The organism is Paenibacillus sp. S-12, assembly GCF_030363895.1.
Taxonomy (GTDB): Bacteria; Bacillota; Bacilli; order Paenibacillales; family Paenibacillaceae; genus Paenibacillus_B; species Paenibacillus_B alvei.
In genome coordinates, this window is record NZ_JASIUF010000018.1 from 56,874 (window position 1) to 71,553 (window position 14,680).

The 14,680-nt window shown below is 47.5% G+C and carries 14 protein-coding genes; 5 read left to right on the forward strand and 9 right to left on the reverse strand.

Translation table 11 applies throughout. The annotated features are described in order from the left end of the window. Nucleotides 1–330 precede the first annotated feature (330 nt). On the forward strand, nucleotides 331–789 hold the full coding sequence (locus tag NO352_RS17660) for a hypothetical protein (RefSeq protein WP_005549011.1): 459 nt from the start codon (nucleotides 331–333) through the stop codon (nucleotides 787–789). A gap of 131 nt (nucleotides 790–920) precedes the next feature. Here the strand turns inward: NO352_RS17660 and NO352_RS17665 are convergent, their stop codons facing one another. Beyond that, nucleotides 921–1,481, reverse strand: a complete 561-nt coding sequence (locus NO352_RS17665; RefSeq protein WP_289356302.1) for a nitroreductase family protein — start codon at nucleotides 1,479–1,481, stop codon at nucleotides 921–923. A gap of 169 nt (nucleotides 1,482–1,650) precedes the next feature. Here NO352_RS17665 and lplA point away from each other — a divergent pair, with 169 nt between their 5' ends. Continuing rightward, nucleotides 1,651–2,655, forward strand: a complete 1,005-nt coding sequence (gene lplA, locus NO352_RS17670) for a lipoate--protein ligase (protein ID WP_005549013.1) — start codon at nucleotides 1,651–1,653, stop codon at nucleotides 2,653–2,655. A 128-nt stretch (nucleotides 2,656–2,783) separates the two neighbouring features. On the opposite strand, the gene NO352_RS17675 is transcribed toward lplA, so the two are convergent. The 6 genes from NO352_RS17675 to NO352_RS17700 form a co-directional block, all read right to left on the reverse strand. Beyond that, entirely contained in the window at nucleotides 2,784–3,641 is an 858-nt protein-coding gene (locus NO352_RS17675; protein ID WP_289356303.1) for a MurR/RpiR family transcriptional regulator, read from the reverse strand. A 428-nt stretch (nucleotides 3,642–4,069) separates the two neighbouring features. Further along, nucleotides 4,070–4,951, reverse strand: coding sequence for a carbohydrate ABC transporter permease (locus tag NO352_RS17680; RefSeq protein WP_289356304.1), 882 nt, complete (start codon nucleotides 4,949–4,951; stop codon nucleotides 4,070–4,072). Next, nucleotides 4,951–5,874, reverse strand: a complete 924-nt coding sequence (locus tag NO352_RS17685; RefSeq protein WP_005549018.1) for a carbohydrate ABC transporter permease — start codon at nucleotides 5,872–5,874, stop codon at nucleotides 4,951–4,953. Before NO352_RS17685 ends, NO352_RS17680 begins: the two co-directional genes overlap by 1 nt. A 112-nt stretch (nucleotides 5,875–5,986) precedes the next feature. Beyond that, nucleotides 5,987–7,312: an ABC transporter substrate-binding protein gene (locus NO352_RS17690; RefSeq protein WP_289356305.1), complete on the reverse strand. Its 1,326-nt coding sequence runs from the start codon at nucleotides 7,310–7,312 to the stop codon at nucleotides 5,987–5,989. Between the two features lie 368 nt (nucleotides 7,313–7,680). Further along, on the reverse strand, nucleotides 7,681–8,736 hold the full coding sequence (locus NO352_RS17695; protein ID WP_289356306.1) for an ROK family protein: 1,056 nt from the start codon (nucleotides 8,734–8,736) through the stop codon (nucleotides 7,681–7,683). Continuing rightward, nucleotides 8,733–9,539, reverse strand: a complete 807-nt coding sequence (locus NO352_RS17700) for an N-acetylmannosamine-6-phosphate 2-epimerase (RefSeq protein WP_268599798.1) — start codon at nucleotides 9,537–9,539, stop codon at nucleotides 8,733–8,735. The genes NO352_RS17695 and NO352_RS17700 overlap by 4 nt, the downstream gene beginning before the upstream one ends. 195 nt (nucleotides 9,540–9,734) lie before the next feature. Here NO352_RS17700 and NO352_RS17705 point away from each other — a divergent pair, with 195 nt between their 5' ends. Beyond that, nucleotides 9,735–10,634 carry a DMT family transporter gene (locus tag NO352_RS17705; RefSeq protein ID WP_289356307.1) on the forward strand — a complete coding sequence of 300 codons (900 nt, stop codon included), beginning with the start codon at nucleotides 9,735–9,737 and terminating at the stop codon, nucleotides 10,632–10,634. Nucleotides 10,635–10,743: 109 nt separating this feature from the next. Further along, nucleotides 10,744–11,553, forward strand: coding sequence for a Cof-type HAD-IIB family hydrolase (locus tag NO352_RS17710; protein WP_005549023.1), 810 nt, complete (start codon nucleotides 10,744–10,746; stop codon nucleotides 11,551–11,553). Between the two features lie 71 nt (nucleotides 11,554–11,624). Here the strand turns inward: NO352_RS17710 and NO352_RS17715 are convergent, their stop codons facing one another. After that, entirely contained in the window at nucleotides 11,625–12,509 is an 885-nt protein-coding gene (locus NO352_RS17715) for an MBL fold metallo-hydrolase (protein WP_005549025.1), read from the reverse strand. A 207-nt stretch (nucleotides 12,510–12,716) separates the two neighbouring features. Here NO352_RS17715 and NO352_RS17720 point away from each other — a divergent pair, with 207 nt between their 5' ends. Further along, the gene (locus tag NO352_RS17720; protein ID WP_005549027.1) at nucleotides 12,717–13,442 is read left to right on the forward strand and encodes a glycerophosphodiester phosphodiesterase; all 726 of its coding nucleotides are present in this window, start codon (nucleotides 12,717–12,719) and stop codon (nucleotides 13,440–13,442) included. A gap of 107 nt (nucleotides 13,443–13,549) precedes the next feature. Here NO352_RS17720 and NO352_RS17725 read toward each other — a convergent pair whose 3' ends face one another. After that, nucleotides 13,550–14,665 carry a sulfate ABC transporter substrate-binding protein gene (locus NO352_RS17725; protein ID WP_289356316.1) on the reverse strand — a complete coding sequence of 372 codons (1,116 nt, stop codon included), beginning with the start codon at nucleotides 14,663–14,665 and terminating at the stop codon, nucleotides 13,550–13,552. Nucleotides 14,666–14,680 lie beyond the last annotated feature (15 nt).

A 14,680-nucleotide genomic window follows, 5' to 3' on the forward strand; every position in this document is an offset into this window, starting at 1 on the left:
TCCAGTAAATTTGTCCAATGGTTGAATAAATTCTATGTACAGCTCCACCCAGACGGAGCTCGACCAGTTTTCAATAATCATTTCTACTCGTCCATTATGCGGAAGACAGCATTGTTCGTCAAACGAATTTTCCTAGTATGTTGGAGAGTCTTATTCATGTTAAGCAGGCATTGCAGCGCGATTATGAAGGAATTGCTAATGAATTATTATGAAATCCCAAAAAACATTGGTCAAACGGACACTGTAACACTTCTGTTAATTGCTGTATAATCTTGTTGCAACACACATCTTTACGTAGATGTGATATGTCATAGACGAGGAGGGATGATTATGTCGGTACATCACAAGACATCATGGGCTAATCTCGGCGCCGCCATCATTGTTTCCATCTATTACGCTGCGATTCTGTTTCGACTCAAGGGAGACATTGGATTATACAGTATTGAAATGATGGCCCTTGCACGCAATGTGTTTGGAATTACTGTCGTTATTCAAGTCGTTATGCACTTTATTAACTTTATGTCCAAGGATGAGACTGAGGACAAGGAATTGGCTCGCTCTGTGTCTATGCAGGCTAATCAGTTCAGCCTACTTTTTCTCGTCCTCGCTGTAGCTTGCTGTGCGGCCTATTTAATTTATGTATCGGATACACGCACCCTGTTGCTTTCTCCGCTCGTCTGCGCTCATTTACTCGTATGTGTGCTGCTGGCTGCGTGGATTATCAAGCACACCTTGGAATTAATGATGTACCGTCGTTATTTGGAGGCAGATCCGTTAGATCGCCCTTAATCATGTAACCGTTTACTTCACGAATATCTATCATTTTGGATACAAAATAATAAAGAGTGTCCACAGCAGCTTTTCCTGCGGGACACTCCTTAATTTGGCCAGCACCGTCAGTTGATACAGGCCAGCCTTGCTTATTTATCAACTACTGTAAAGAGCTGCTCTGCACTCGTACGCGGGCGAGCCTTCGGCGCATTATCGAAATAACCGATACGGATTACCCCTACAATTTTCTCGCCCGGCTGAACACCTACCATTTCACGATACTGCTTGTTATAAATGTAATCGCCTGTATGCCACAGCATGCCGAGCCCGTGTTCCCAGCCTAACAGTTGGAAATTCTGAATCAAAGCGCTAACCGCTTCCAAATCCTCCTGCCAAATATTCGGACGGGGATCTTCCGGCATAACGACATGCAAGTAAGCAGGGACATGTGTCAAGTGATCCATAAACTTCTGGCGCTGCTCTGGAGTTGCGTCTTTCAGCTTGGTCTTTTCCAAAATGGCAAGAAGCCCTTTCATAACGCGTTCCTTGCCTTCTCCTTCTACATATATGAAGCGCCATGGCTCACGCAGTCCGTGATTCGGCGCCCACACGGCATCATTCAGCAGTTGCAGCACCAAGCTGCGATCAACTGGCCTATCGTTAAATTCATGAATACTTCTACGTTCCCGAATGATTGAAGCAATCGACATTAGGACGTTCCTCCTCGTATAGGTCTGCATTGTAACCGTCTTAGTTACTTCTTATCATACCATCTGTGATAACGATTATCAATATCAAATCTGTTTTGTATTTCGATTCAAATCGTATACAATAGAAATATGTACATAACAGCCTCAACATGAAGGAGTCGGACAAGCAATGAAATTTATTGATAATCAAGGCATAACAGACCCTCGCATCAATCTTGCGATAGAAGAATTCGTATTGAAGCATCTGCCGCTTGAGGAAGACAGCTATCTTCTTTTTTATATCAACGAACCCTCTATCATCATCGGCAAAAACCAAAATACAATTGAAGAAATCAATGCCGAATATGTGAAGGACAACAACATACACGTCGTTCGCCGCCTATCTGGAGGCGGGGCCGTCTATCACGATACAGGCAATCTGAACTTCAGTTTCATTACTAAGGACGACGGGCAATCGTTTCACAACTTCCGCAAGTTCACCCAGCCCGTAATCGATACCCTGCATTCGCTTGGCGTTGATGCTGAACTGACTGGTCGAAATGATATTCAAGTCGGAGAACGCAAAATTTCTGGTAACGCCCAGTTCGCTACGCGCGGACGGATGTTCAGCCATGGAACGCTGCTGTACAACTCTGAGATGGAGCATGTCGCATCAGCCTTGAAGGTACGCCAGATTAAAATTGAATCCAAAGGCACGAAGTCTGTGCGCTCACGTGTTGCCAACATTGTGGAGTACATGAAGGAGCCTATGACAATCGAGGAGTTCAAGGCCACTATTCTGCGCCACATCTTCGGAATGGAAGCGGATCAAGTACCGCAGTATGTGTTGACTGAGCAGGATTGGGAGGTCATTCACCGCATCTCCGAAGAACGCTACCAGAACTGGGACTGGAACTACGGCTCTTCCCCGAAATTCAATGTAGAGCATTCGAAGAAGTTCCCTGCCGGCATCGTCGATGTGCGCTTGGATGTAGCAGATGGCGTTATCCAATCGATGAAGATTTACGGCGACTTCTTCGGCATCGGTGAAGTAAGCGACATCGAGGAGCAGCTTCAAGGCGTTCGCTATGAGGAGCAGGCCATTTACGAGGCGATTGGAGATATGGATATCAATCATTACCTCGGCAACATTAGCAAGGATGACTTTATCGGACTGCTCATGCTGCAAAAATAGGTGCTAAAAAATATAGAATCATACAAAGAGGCGTTCTCCTTGGAAGAGAACGCCTCTTTCTCATGTAACAAAACATACCGGCTATCGATCCGACAGATCCACAGTATGTCCTATCACCGTTATTCTACTTAGTATAGCTTGTCCAATACTGATTTTGCCGTTTGCTGAATTGCCTTGTAGGCCTTCTCTTTCTCTTGAAGGGCAACCGCCGTAGACAGAATATCCAGCACATGGATTTGAGCAATCTTCGAGGAGAAGGCTCCGCCCTCTAACGGTGTTTCCTTGGACTTGATCAATAAAATAGAGTCTGCATATTTCGTAATTGGCGACTTCGCATGGCTCGTTAAACAGATGAAAAACACCCCATTGTCTTTCGCTAACCGGATCGTGTCTACCAAGTCCTTCGTACTGCCCGATGTCGATATGCCGAATACAACATCCTGTTCCGACATCAGTACAGCATTCATCGCCATCACGTGCGGATCTGTAATCGCTTCTCCCGTGTAGCCCAGCCGCATAAATCGATACTGCGCATCCATCGCTGTCATCGCTGAGGAGCCTACGCCCATGAAGAACAAGCGCTTCGCCTTAACAATGGCCTCGACAGCCTTATTCAGCTCTTCCATATTCAGCAGGGACAACGTGTGCTCCAGTGATGCGACATTCTCCATTGTCATTTTTTTCGCAACAATAGACAAATCATCGCTCTCTTCAATTTCGCTATTCTCATGCTTCAATGGCGATACCAGATCCTTGGCTAAGGACAGCTTGAAATCCTGGTAGCTCTTAAAACCGAGATTGCGGCAAAATCGCAGCACGGAAGTCTCGCCTGCACTTGCTCTCTCTGCCAAATCCGTAACTGTCGCATAGAGTACCGAATCCGCATTTTTCAACACATAATCGGCTATTTTCTTCTCTGTCTTCGTAAGTGACGGATACAGGCTCTTAATAAGCAGAAGAGTATTCGTATGTTCACCAGCGACCATCTGTGACTCCTCCAGTCTCGTTATGTCATTCAATCGGCGTCATCACAGCAAGGATGAAGCCTCTCTAGCGCGGCCACCTGCTAGATTGCATGCCCTGCAAATCCCAGTTCACCTATACATCAATCATCAACGATTCAATGCCTTCCATAATATGAACCCAGTCTTCACGCTGGTGCAGTAATCCGCTTATTTTTCCCCGCTATCTGGTATATACCTAGCCTTATCATCTAATGGAATGAATAAAAAATCAATATTTTATCGCAAAATCATGAAAGCGCTTCTATAATTATACAATCAAATTTCCTTTTCTCTATCAGCACATACACTTTCAACCAATTTGCGATAGAAAAACGACCAACATAAAGGCGGCAAATAGACAGTTCGTTAACTGCTATTGCCGCCTATTGAGCTAAATATATCGTGATAAATCACTTAAATCCTGTCAAAGCGATACCTTCAATAAATTGCTTCTGCACGAAGAAGTATAGGACTACGATCGGTACCGTAAAGAGTGTGGATGCAGCCATCAGCTGCTCCCAAGCCACCTTAGTTTCTCCGATGTACCCTTTTAGACCAATAGACAGGGTCCAATTTTCCGGACTGTTCAAATAGATGAGCGGCCCCATAAAATCCCCCCATGAAGCGAGGAAGGTAAGCAAGCCGATCGTCATCACCGCTGGACGCGCCAATGGAAGAATGATTTGCGAGTAAATTCGGAATTCAGACGCACCATCAATCTTCGCTGACTCGGACAGCTCATAAGGCAGGTTCATAAAGAACTGGCGTACCATGAAGACGTTCGTTGCCATCCCGAACCACGCCCCAAGCCAGAGCGGCCAGAAGGAATCGAGCAAGCCTAGATTGTTGTACAATACGTATAATGGAATCAGCGTAACTTGATACGGAAGCATTAAGGTTGCCAGCATGAAATAGAACAACGTATTGCGCCCCTTAAACTGAATGCGCGAGAATCCGTATGCTACGAGCGGACAAATCAATACGACCCCAATTACACTGACGCCAGCGACCAGAACCGTATTCCATAAATAGCGGAAGAATGGAATCATATTGACAGCTTCTACATAGTTGCTCCACTGAAAATGCTCCGGGATCCAAACAATTGGAATCGCGAAAATCTCTTCCTGCGTCTTCAGTGACGTAAGTACGGTCCATACGAATGGCAATAAAAACAGCAGACCAACAACACCAAGAATCAAATGCGGAATCCACGTTTCTCGAATAGAGCGCTTGATAGAACGCCGACGCTTCGCCTGACTCATGGGGGTAACCGATGTATTTACGCTGCTCATCAACGTTCACCTCCGTAATAAACCCAGCGAGCTGATGACCGGAAGACAATAACCGTAAGCACCATAACGATAATGAACAAGATCCACGCCATAGCGGATGCATAGCCCATCTTCAAGAATGAGAAGGCATTTTGATAGAGATAGATGGCATAGAACAAAATAGAGTTCTCAGGTCCGCCAATCGATTGCGCCTGTTCCGCGAATATCATACCCTGCGCGAAATATTGGAATGACCCAATGAGACCCGTTACGACGAGGAACAGGTTCATTGGCGAAATCGCAGGGAACGTAATGTTCCAGAACCGCTTCCATGCATTCGCTCCGTCAATCGAAGCAGCTTCATAATATTCCTTCGGCACATCCTGCAATGCCGCCAAGTACATGACCGTGGTTGTTCCGGTTCCCCAAAAGCCCATAATAATAAGGGAAATCTTCGTCCACTTCGGATCATAAATCCAGTTCGGTTCCGGCAATCCAAGCGCACCGAGCATTTGGTTCACGATACCGTACTGCGCATTGAGCAGCCACATCCAGAGCAAGGAAGCAGCTACGATCGGTACCAGTGTAGGCAAGAAATAGACGGTACGATAGAAGGACTTCCCCTTTACCTTCATGTTCAACAGCAGCGCAATGCCAAGCGCGTATGCCAGCTGCGGAAACAAGCCAAAGATCGTCATAAACAGGGTGTTATACATCGACAAGTAGAACTTATCATCATGGAACAATTCCTTAAAGTTATCCAATCCCACCCATTGCGGGGCAGAAAACAAATTGTATTCTGTAAAGCTGTAATATAATGAAGTAATGATCGGGTATAATTGGAACCCAATAAAGCCAATAATCCATGGGCTAATAAAGGCCAGTCCGATCAACAGGTTTTTGCGCTCGCGTCTGCGTATGCCAGCATTGGTCGTGCTCTCCATATAAACTCCCTCCAATCGATCGGGGTAAAAAGACGGCCTCCCATAGTGGGCAGGCCGTCCGTTGTCATTCTCTCTCTTTCGGTTACATTAACGGTTACAGCCACACATGATGTTATTTTTTCTGTGCTTTATCGGCTAATGGCTGAATCTTCTTCACAACATTATCCATTGCCTCTTGTGCGGTTTGCTGTCCTTTAAGCGCCTTTTCTGTTTCTTCAGTCAACGACTGCAAATATGCATCGATATAAATCGTGTTCGGGAAACCCTTCAGGTTCTCGCTCTTCGCACTTTCAAAGAATTCTTGGTTGACTGCAAGCTTTGGATCATTTTTGATCTTCTCGTTGTCCAACACGCTCAACACAGATGGAATCGAGCCATTGACCAACGTCATTTCAATTTGTGCTTCATCACTGAGCATGAACTGCAAGAACTTCCAGGCAGCGTCCTTATTTTTTGCTTTTGTCGGAATGTACATTGCTACAGGGCTGACCATCCCCGCGTTCTTCAGCTCAGGCTTATCCTTTGGATATGGGAATGGAGCTACACCAATTTTGCCTTCGCTGCGCTCTGTTACATACCAGTTATCCCAACCGATAATCATGCCGAGCTTGCCTGTTACGATCGGGTCTTGCGGGGTAAGCAGTCCGCCCATGCCCGATTTAATTTTGTCGATGCCATCATTGCCAAATTCTCTGTAATAGGACATTTGATAATCAATCGCATCTACGTTTGCTTTTTGATTCGCTGTCAGCTTACCGTTGCCGTCATCCCAGCTTCCGCCGAAGATCGTAGGCCAGAATACGCTGTCAATCCAAGGATAGTCAGGAATGAATCCGATTTGTGTATAGCTGCCGCTGCTATCTTTTTTCGTAAGCTTCTTCGCCACTTCGAACATGTCTTCCAAGGTTTCAGGAGGGGCCGTAATGCCTGCGTCCTCGAACATCTTCTTGTTGTAAAACAGCTTGTTTGCCATTGCCAAGCGAATTGGCATGCCGTATGCCTTGCCATTAACCTTCATCCGCTCGAATGCCGCAGGGATCAATCTGGTCATATCGAATTTATCCTTCTGGATAAATTCATCAAGCGACATGATGGCTCCAGCTTCTGACCAAGGACCAATGAAGTTCCATTGTGTTTGCAAAATATCAGGCGGGTTGCCGCCGGAGATAGCTGTCAATTGCTTCAAATGATCTTGACCGCCAAGCGCCTTGACTACAACTTCTTTTTGGCCGGCGTTGAATTTTTCGACCATTTTGTCTAGGTACTCGCCGTCTTTTCCTTTTACGCCATACCAGAATGTAATCTCCGTAGGCTTGCCATCACTTCCGTAAGAGGATCCTCCTTCACTGGAGCCTTTCCCTGAGCAAGCGCTCAAAAATAAAGTGAAGAGCATGAAACAAGCTAGCAATAGCATCGTTGTTCGTTTCATTTTTGCCATCTGAACCACCCTTTTCATGTTGTTGTAGCTTTATGGTGAACAGAGTCCGATACGCGTTAGGAACTCTTTGTCACAAGTAAACGTTTTCAAAAAGATCTCAAAACGAAACTCACCTTGCCGTTCAGATCGCAATACGTATACGGTTACAATTCTAGGGTAAGAAATCTAAGATGGGTAACAGTCTAAACTAGAAACGTTGGAGCAGCATTTCGAACTTACATGAAAGGACTGACAAGTTGAGGTGCAAATCACCATAGAAATAGATAGTATCTTGTTTATTTCGGTGAAATAATCCATTTGAAAACAATATGTATGAATCTTACATCCAAATTATATACTGCCTTTTTGGATTTTTCAACCACCAAATTCTAATTTGTTTGAACTTTTTGTTCAAAAGCAAGAAGTTGTTCGGAGCTACGCCGCTCCTGCAGCTCTGTATAAATACAATGGGCCGCCCCAACGACTCCTGCATGCTCACCCATTTCAGCGGCATGGAGCTCTACTCCATTTCCCCAATAAGCCGGCATGCACATCTTGCGCATCTCTGCTTTGATCGCTTCAAGCATCCATGTCCCTTGACCCGTAATTGCTCCCCCCAAAACAAATTGCCGGCAATTAAGCACATGCTGCAGCGCCACCAGTCCCACTGCGATATTGTGGATATATTGAGTAATAACCTCATTTGCTGCTTGATTGCCGCTGCAAGCTGCTGCGAACCAGTCCTTCGGGTTCTCCTCACATGGAGGCAGGAGCGACATCGAAGCGGGATTGCCTTCCGCCGCTTGAATCTTCTCCTTGATCATGCGCTTCAAGGCGTTGACGGAAGCATATTGCTCCCAGCAGCCTCGCAATCCACACGTACAGGGTTCTCCATCCATTTGCACAATAAAATGGCCAAACCCGCCTGCATGCCCATCGGCCCCCCCATAGAGAGCACCCTGCTCAATAATTGCACCGCCAATACCTGTACCAAGCGCTACGCATACGAATTGCTTCAGGTCTCTGCCTGCCCCCTTCCAGCTCTCCCCTAGAGCGATTGCATGCACATCGTTCACAACACGGACGGGAATACGAGTCGCTTCAATCAGCCATGATTGAACAGGAGTTCCGCTCCAGCCAGGCAGATTGTCCGTCGCATATGCGACATGCCCATCATGATGGATATAGCCCGCAGAACCAACCCCAATGCCTTCAATCATCCATTGATTTTCTTCCGCATCTTCCCGATACAGAGCAATAAGCCGCAGCAACTTGTTCAGCAGCTCGTCACGCCCAAGCGCAGCTTCTGTAGGAAGAGTTCGGGAATGGAGCACCTTCCCATGTCTATTCACAATGCCGCTCTTGATATTGGTTCCGCCAATATCAATTGCAATCACAACAGATTCTTTCGTCATTTCCGATTCCGTCAGGGTCATAAGGGTCATGAGGAGCACCCCTCCTTGCCAGCCTCGCTTCCAACGTGCTGCCGATTCATTACGGGAATGACTGAACCTGTCATTGCCGTTTGAGCGGGAACTGTCCCACCTTTAATTTTAGAGACAAATGTGCTGGTTAAGGTATGCGGCCGGGTAATCGCCGTGCCCACTACAACAGCAAATGCCCCATTTCTCAAGGCTTCCTCTGCCTGCTCCGGTGTATGAATACGTCCTTCTGCAATGATCGGCTTCGACACCGTAGAAGCCAGCCGCTTGATCAGCTCCATATCAGGCTCCTTCTGCTGGAGACTGTATGGCGTATAGCCAGAGAGTGTCGTAGATATAAAATCAAAGCCAAGCTCTGCTGCACGTACGCCTTCCTCATAGGTTGAAATGTCAGCCATTAATGGAGTTTCGTATTTCGTCTTGACAGCGTTTACGATGTACTCAAGCGTCTCACCTGATGGCCGTGTCTGCATTGTAGCATCAAGGGCGACCATATCAGCTCCTGCAGCGATCATGACTTCAACATCCGAAAATGTTGGGGTTATATATACGTCAGAGTCAGGATATTCCTTCTTCCAAATCCCAATTACCGGAATACTTACTGCTTCCTTAATTGCTGCCACATCCTGCGGTGAATTGCTCCGGATTCCGGCTGCGCCGCCGTTCACTGCAGCAAGGGCCATACGAACCATCATATCGCTGCCATACAGCGCTTCTCCAGGATACGCCTGACACGATACAATCAAATTCCCCTGTAGTTGTTGAACCAGCCTTTCAACCTTTTTGTTCGTTTCCTCTACCTTCATCGTTTCCAACTCCCATAGGTTAGAAATAATTATCCAATAATTCGACTATATTTCGGATTATTACTCCAAATTTAACATGGAAAATGGAGGATGTAAAGAATTGATAATTGAAAACTCCGCTTTACAGCATGCTCACTTTCTTACATGATAGGAGTAAAACATTCGCATGCCGGAAGGAGTCCTGTCTCATTCATCATGAAACGCACATGGTTGGCTGATGTATGTCTTTTACTCGTCGCACTTATTTGGGGCAGCACCTTTCTAGTTGTACAGCACGCTGTCCACACCTTGCCGCCACTTGCCTTTAATGCAATCCGCTTTATAGGCGCAGGGCTGCTATTTGCTGTCGTACTGCTTGCCAGACGAAGCTTGTCTGTATTTCTGGACAAGCGCTTACTGATCCATGGAAGCATTCTTGGCTTATGGCTATTTTCCGCTTATGCCTTCCAGACCATTGGACTGCTGTATACGACGACGACCAATACGGGATTTCTCACCGGACTGTCGGTAGTGCTCGTTCCGTTCATCACCCTTTGGCTGGCGAAGCAGCGCTTGACCCTGCCTACATGGATCTCCGCCCTGCTTGCACTGTGCGGGCTGTATTTGCTTGCTTTTAACGGCGGGGCTGCTGTATGGAATCAAGGGGATGTGCTCGTATTGCTCTGTGCGGTTGGCTTCGCCATGCATATCGCCTTGACGGGTCGGTTCGCACCGCATCACGATACGCTGCCGCTGGTTACCGTACAGCTCACGATTGTAGGGATTTTATCTGGGGGAAGCTCACTGATTTTTGAGCCGCAGCTGTCAACGGGCATGCTTGGACAAGCACTTTCAGAACCCAAGGTGCTGTTCGCTTTGGCAGTGTCCATCGGGCTGTCCACCGCCTTCGCCTTCTGGGCACAAACGTGGTGCCAGCGTTATACGTCAGCGACACGCGTCGCCATCCTGTTCGCCATGGAGCCCGTTTTCGCAGCTATAACAGGTGTAACCTTTGCGGGAGAAGTGCTTGGAGGGTGGGCCATTGCCGGATGCGGGCTCATTTTTGCAGGAATGATTGTTGCCGAATTGAAATGGGGCGAACATGCTGTACAATAGGAGTATTAGAGAACAATGGGTGTTCACATAGAAGTGAGTGTCGAACCCCCAAATATACCGTGCTTGCATGTGTGCTGGCATACATAGATAGGAGAGAAACTCATAACCCATGTATAAACTTATCGCAATTGATGTAGATGACACGTTGATTAATGATGACAAGCAAGTAACGCCAGGTACGAAGCGTGCCTTGGAGCTGGCCGTTCAGCAAGGTGTTACGGTTACACTCGCAACTGGGCGCATGTATGCTTCTGCCCATAACATTGCTTTACAGACAGGACTGAATGTACCTCTTATTACGTATCAAGGATCTCTTGTAAAGAATGTAATTGACGGCAAAGTGCTGTACGAGCGCGCTGTACCGCGCGATGCTGCACGTAAGCTGCTTCGTTACTGTGACGAGCACGATCTTCATCTGCAATTGTACATTGATGACAAGCTGTATGCTCGCGAGGAAAATCAAAAGCTGATTGACTATGCGAATTTGAGCAGCATTCCTTATTTCATTGAGCCGGACTTCGATCGCCTGCTCGCTTCGCCTTCCACGAAAATGCTCATGATCGACGAGCCCGAGCGTCTGGATCGTGTTGCAGAAGAGCTGAAGGAACTGCTTGGATCAGAGGTTCATATTACGAAATCGAAGCCGCACTTCCTGGAGGTCACCCATCACGAGGGAACGAAAGGCAGCGCATTGCGCCACCTGGCCGAGCACTTCGGCTGTAGCCTGGAGGAGACAATCGGCATCGGGGACTCATGGAATGACCATGATCTTATTGAGACGGCTGGACTTGGCGTTGCAATGGGCAACGCGGTGGACTCGCTCAAAGCAATTGCCGATTATGTTACAGACAGCAATAACGACGAAGGCGTACGCCACGTTATCGAGAAGTTCATTTTGAATCGTGACAGCTCAAACTAATCATTCATAAATAAGCGCCGCTTCCTAGCAGACAAGCTTGTCTGCAGGAAGCGGCGCTTTACCTATATTCGCTATCCCTCCACCTTCATGCCAGTCCTTGCAAGTGTCACGTTAGATGGAAGCGGGTAGCGCGTATGTAGATCGATGTCATGCGACATATGCGTAAATATGGCCCGCTTCGGGCACACATCCTGGAGCAGTTCCATAGCCTCGACCATGTCATATACGGAACGAGTTTCGTAGGCTGCCTGTTCGTGATAAAAGTTCGTACCCAATATAAGCAGATCAAGATCATGGAAATGCCGCCGCTCCTCGTCGCCAAGACCAATTGCATCAGAAGCATATAGCCAGCTATTCAATGAGCCCCTATCATCATGATTTGAGCCTGCATCTGCATATATGCCGCCCTTGTCTCCTTCTGTTTCCATACTCTGATCCTGCTCCTGATTTGCGGCAGCGAGACGGTCGAAGCGGTAGGCATAGGAATAACCGTTTTTTCCATGATTCACACGAATCGGCTGCACCGACCATTCTCGCCATTCCCATGTTTCTTCGATATTTTCGAATTGAATGAACCGTTCAAGCCACGGATACATCGTTCGAATCATCTGATTCACCTCGGCAGGCGCAATGACATGCCCTTGTCGTTCCAGCCAGCGGCATGCATCCGCATATGCAGGGAGTCCGGCAATATGATCCTGATGCGCGTGAGTAATGAGAATATCATCCAGCCAATATAAGCCTGCGCGCTCCATCTGGCCTGTCCAGTCCGGCCCGCAGTCGATGAGTAGCCGCTCCTCTTCTCGTTCTATAAGAATGGAGGAACGGTATCGGCGATTTTCCCCCTCTTCCCTTGCCTCCATACACACGCTGCAATCGCAATACACTCGCGGAACGCCCATGGAATCCCCTGTTCCCCAAAATGATATTGACCAATTGTTTGTCGTACGATTCATGGCTATCTTTCTCCTTCAAGTGCGTATATATTTACAAGAACATTACGTAACCGTTATAAAATCTCCATTGTTCTTCCATCATGTATCAAGTATAATCGGAGTCAATTCCGATGCACTCTTTCTTACATACAGATCTATGATACATGATAACGCAGCTAAGGTCACACTGGCCAATACATTCGCTATCATGTAATAAGGAGGATTATCATGAGTTCCAATGCACGATTCAATGATGTTGAAATTGTTGCTCACCGCGGATATGCAGCGGTGCATCCCGAGAATACAATGGAAGCATTCCGCCGTTCCATCCAAATGGGCGCCGATACGTTAGAAATCGACGTACATCATTCGAAAGACGGTATCCCTGTCGTCATCCACGACGATTCGCTGGATCGGACGACGACCGGCACTGGGCGTATTCGCGAGAAGACGGTTGCCGAAATTCAACAAGTGGACGCTGGCAAGAAGTTCAGCCCTGAGTTCGCTGGCTGCAGAGTTCCCTTGCTGGAAGAAGTGCTCGACTTATGCGGGGGAAAAGTTGGACTTCAACTTGAACTGAAAGAGCACAACACAGAAGAAGAGCTGCAAGCTATCCTTCATTTGGTGAACCAATATGAAATGATGGAACGCACTACATTCATTTCTTTCTATCCAGACAATTTGCGCATTTTGCGTTCACTGAACGAAGACATTGAGCTTGCACTCCTGTCGAATGAGCCCGTTGACCTAAAAGCTCTGGCCGAACTGGGCAATGCAACCCTGCTCATACAGCTGTCAGCTGTGTTCAACCATCCGCAGCTCGTCGCCGATACGAAAACAGCCGGCGTTGGGCTAGGAGTTTGGACCGTGCGCAGCATGGAGGAAGCATATAAGCTTGTTGAGCTTGGAGTACGCAGATTGACGACCGACATTCCTTTGTACCGGGAAGGCTAAGCTTCTCTTCCATTGTCGCGACGCGAATACGATGAGTTTTTATTAAGACAGCATGTAAGCGCAGACCGCTCGAACGTATCGGGCAGCCTGCGCTTTTTCATCATGTTTTATTCAATTCCTGCTAACACCTGATACCAAATCCCCCTGCTGCTGTACAATGTCTCCCGTACATCCTTCCATCCCCCCATATCTTCGATATGGAACAAGCCCTCAGGAATGGGATAGACCTCGGCAGTCTCCTGTGCAACTTGCTCATTCACCGGTCGGAATCCCGCTTCTGCGAATATGCGCTGTGCCTTAGGCTCACGCAAATAAGCTACAAGCGCTTGAGCAGCCTCCTCTACTTGGTGCTTCTTCGCATAGTGCTCAACCACAACCGCTGGATTCTCAACCAGGATGGTGTGCTTCGGCAGGATCATTTCATAGGGAACCCCCTCGCGCTTGCGGGATAGTATCTCATTTTCATAAGTGACGATTGCATCTCCGACACCATATTCGAATGCCGCCATTGAAGCACGGCCGCTCTTATCTAATGACAGCACATTTTGATGGATACGCATCAGCAGTTGTTTGGCGAACTTTGGCCCATTCTCGCCTTGTTCAGCGGCCATCTTCAGACCTGCCCCATATATCGCATTAATATCCCATTGGGCTCCACCAGACGTTTTGGGATTCGGATACAGAACATTGACCCCCTCAAGAGTCAAATCCAACCACTCCTGTATCCCGAGCGGATTGCCCTTGCGCGTGCCAATGACCACAACAGATCGAGTGACCATGCCGTGATAAGTGTCCTGACCCTTCCATTCCGGCTTAATCAGCTTTGCTCCTACAAGCTTATCAATGTCACCTTCCATTGCAAGAAGCGCCACATCCGCTTCCATGCCTCCGGCTATCGCTCTTGCCTGTGTGCCCGAAGCTTCGTAGGACTCTTGAAATACAATCTTCTTCCCCGTCCTTGCTTCCCAATCCGCAGCAAATTCCGGCAATATACGGCCAAGCGCATCCTTCACGACCGAATATGCACCAATCACAAGTGTAACTGTATCCTTATCAGCAGTAGATATTTGCTGAACAGGCAAGCCACTATCCGCCCCATTCACGTTTGGAGCATCCGCCCCATTGCTGCACCCCGTCAACATCACCAAAAAAGAGAGCATCCATACAGCCGTCAATCGAGCTGTCCACGCTATCGCTCTGAATCGAATCAGGCGTACTCTCATTCCCGTGCCTCCATT